Source organism: Streptomyces macrolidinus, from assembly GCF_023887685.1.
In the GTDB taxonomy this organism is placed as follows: Bacteria; Actinomycetota; Actinomycetes; order Streptomycetales; family Streptomycetaceae; genus Streptomyces; species Streptomyces macrolidinus.
The window spans coordinates 1-2955 of record NZ_JAMWMR010000075.1 but is presented as its reverse complement, the minus strand read 5'-3'; the positions used below and the strand labels follow the sequence as shown (position 1 = coordinate 2955).

Genomic DNA, 2955 nt, shown 5'->3' with positions numbered 1-2955 from the left:
GCGTCGTCTGGCCACCGAGAGGCGTTCCAGCAGGAGCACGGCCACGCCCTCGCCCCAGGCGAGTCCGTCGGCTGCCGAGGCGAACGCCTTGGTCCGGCCGTCGACGGCCATGGCGCGCTGGCGGCTGAACTCGATGAACGCGCCTGGCGTCGCCAGCACGGCGACGCCTCCGGCGAGAGCCATCTCGCACTCGTCGTTGCGCAGCGCCTGCACCGCCAGGTGCAACGCCACCAACGACGACGAGCACGCCGTGTCCACACTCAACGCGGGACCCTCAAGCCCCAGGGCGTAGGAGATCCGGCCGGAGGCCACGGCAGAGGCGTTGCCCGTCACCACGTATCCGTCGGTGCCCTCGGGCGCGAGCCGGATGTCCGGCGCGTAGTCCTGGTAGCCGCAGCCCACGTACACGCCCACGTTGGTGCCGCGCGCAGACGTGGGGTCGATGCCGGCCCGCTCGAAGACCTCCCAGGAGGCTTCCAGGAGTTGGCGTTGCTGCGGGTCCATGGCGAGCGCCTCGCGCGGCGAGATCCCGAAGAACGCGGCGTCGAATCCGGCGGCGTCGTCGAGGAAGGCGGCGTTGCGCGCGTACGTCGTACCCTTGCGACCGGGTTCGGGATCGTAGAGGGAGTGGATGTCCCAGCCGCGTTCCTCGGGCACCTCGGAGACCAGGTCCTTCTCGGCGACCACGGCTTCCCACAGTTCCTCGGGCGAGCCGATACCCCCGGCGAACCGGCAGCTCATGCCGACGATCGCCATGGGCTCCCGCCGTCGTTCAGCCTGCCGTCGGCTCTCCTTGCGGAGTCTGTCGTTCTCCTTCAGCGAGGCGCGCAGTGCCTCCACCAACTGTTCGCTGGAATTCGTCATCTGGGTCTGGTCTTCCGCTAGTCGTTCGAGTGGACGTGACGCCGGAGGGCGCGCTCAGGACTGCGAGAGTCCGAGCGCCATCCGGACCAGATCATCGGTGTCGAGGTCGTCGATGGACGCCTCCGGCGCCGTGGTGCCGCCGTCGCCGGCGTGCGCGTCCGCTGCCGGGGCGTCAGGGCTGCCGGGGGCCGGCTCGGGGCCGACGCCGATGAGCCGCAGCAGGTCGTCGAGGAGGGCGGCCTCGCGCAGCCGGTCGAGCGGGAGTTCGGCGAGCGCCTGCCGCACCTGCCCCTCCCAGTCGGTGGGCGCGATCGTGGGCGGCGCCACGTGCTCCTGGAGCAGGTGGGCGGCGAGCGCGGCGGGGGTCGGGTAGTCGAAGACGACGGTGGTGGGGAGCGTGGTCCCGATCGCCGTGGAGAGCCGGTTGCGCAGTTGGACGGCGGTCAGGGAGTCGAAACCGATCTCCATGAAGGCCCGGTCGCCCGTCAACCGGTCCGGGGAGGAGTGGCCGAGGACGACCGCCGCGTGGGTGAGCACCAGGTCCACGAGTGCCCGTTCGCGTTCGGCGGCCGGGAGTGCGGCCACGGCCGCGAGGGCGGACGGCGTACCGGGGCCGCCCGGGGCGTCCGAGGCGGGAGCCTCGGGGGCGGCGAGCGCCTGCCGGGCCTCCGGGACGTCCTCGACGAGAACGCTGGGGCGGGAGACGGTGAACGCGGGTGCGAACGTCTTCCAGTCCACGTCGGCCACGGCGACGAAGGTCTCGTCGTGCTCCAGCGCCTTGCGCAGTTCCTCCAGGGCCCGCTCGTCGTGCATGGGGCGGATGCCGCGGCGCTGCCAGTACGTGTCATCGGCCCCCTCCCCCATGCCGTCACCGGCCCACAGGCCCCAGGCCACCGAGGTCGCGGTCTCGCCGCGTGCGCGGCGCCGGGCGGCGAGTGCGTCGAGGTAGGCGTTGGCCGCGGCGTAGACACCCTGGCTGCCGCTGCCCCACACACCGGCGTTCGAGGAGTAGAGCACGAAGGCGTCCAGGGGCGTTCCGCGCAGGAGTTCGTCGAGGACCTGGGCCCCTTCGGTCTTCGCACGCAGCGTGCGCCGGACGTCCTCCGGGCCGGTGGCGTCGAGGGACAGGCCGCCCGGGGTGCCGGCGGTGTGGAAGACGGCGGTGAGAGGTGCGTCCTCGGGGACGGCCGCCAGTACGCGTGCCATCGCCTCGCGGTCGGCGACGTCGCAGGCCGTGACCGTGACCCGGGTTCCCCGCTCCGCCAGGTCCTGTACGAGCCGGTCGGCGCCCGGCGCGTCGGCGCCGCTGCGGGACACCAGCACGACGTGTTCGGCGCCCTGCTCGGCAGCCCAGCGCGCGACCTTGCCGCCGAGCGCTCCGGTGCCGCCGGTAACCAGCACCGTCCCGGAGGACGACCAGTCACGCACCGGCCGACGGCCGCCCAGCGGCGCGCGTACCAGCCGCCGTCCGAACACACCGGAGTCGCGGAGGGCCAGTTGGTCCTCGCCCGCGCCGCTCGCCTGCGGGAGCACGGACCCCAGTCGGCCCCAGTCCGCCCCGCCGGCTTCCGTCGGCAGGTCGACGAGGCCGCCCCACCGCTCGGGGTGCTCCAGCGCGGCGACACGGCCCAGGCCCCAGATCATCGCCAGAGCGGGATCGGCGGCACCGTCGTCCCTGGCCGCCGACACCGCGCCCCTGGTCACGCACCACAGCGGGGCTTCGACGCCCGCGTCGCCCAGCGCCTGGATCAACACGAGCGTGGCTGCGGCACTGCTGAGCAGCGACACCACCCCGACGACACCCTCGGCCTCGGCCTGGGGCAGGCGCGCGGCCAGCCCCGCACGCTCCTCGTCGGCGGCGACCTCGACTGCGACGACCTGCGCCCCGGCGGCCTCCCACACCTTGGTCAGGTCCGCGACGTCGGCCCCGGCGTCGGCAACGACGAGCCACCGCCCCGCGAGAACGGGCCCGCCGGGCTCGACCGGCAGGGGCACCGGCTTCCAGGTGATGCGGTACCGCCAACTGTCGCCGACGGCCACCTGGGAGGGGGCGCTCTGCAACCAGTAGCGCTCGTATTGGAAGGCGTAGGG

2 protein-coding genes are annotated in these 2955 nt (G+C 73.6%); both read right to left on the bottom strand.

What is annotated here, in order from left to right:
- Nucleotides 1-864: beta-ketoacyl synthase N-terminal-like domain-containing protein (locus NGF19_RS30240; RefSeq protein ID WP_252429111.1), on the bottom strand; the 864-nt coding region annotated here is incomplete at its 3' end.
- Between the two features lie 54 nt (nucleotides 865-918).
- Nucleotides 919-2955: beta-ketoacyl reductase (locus tag NGF19_RS30235; protein WP_252429110.1), on the bottom strand; the 2037-nt coding region annotated here is incomplete at its 5' end.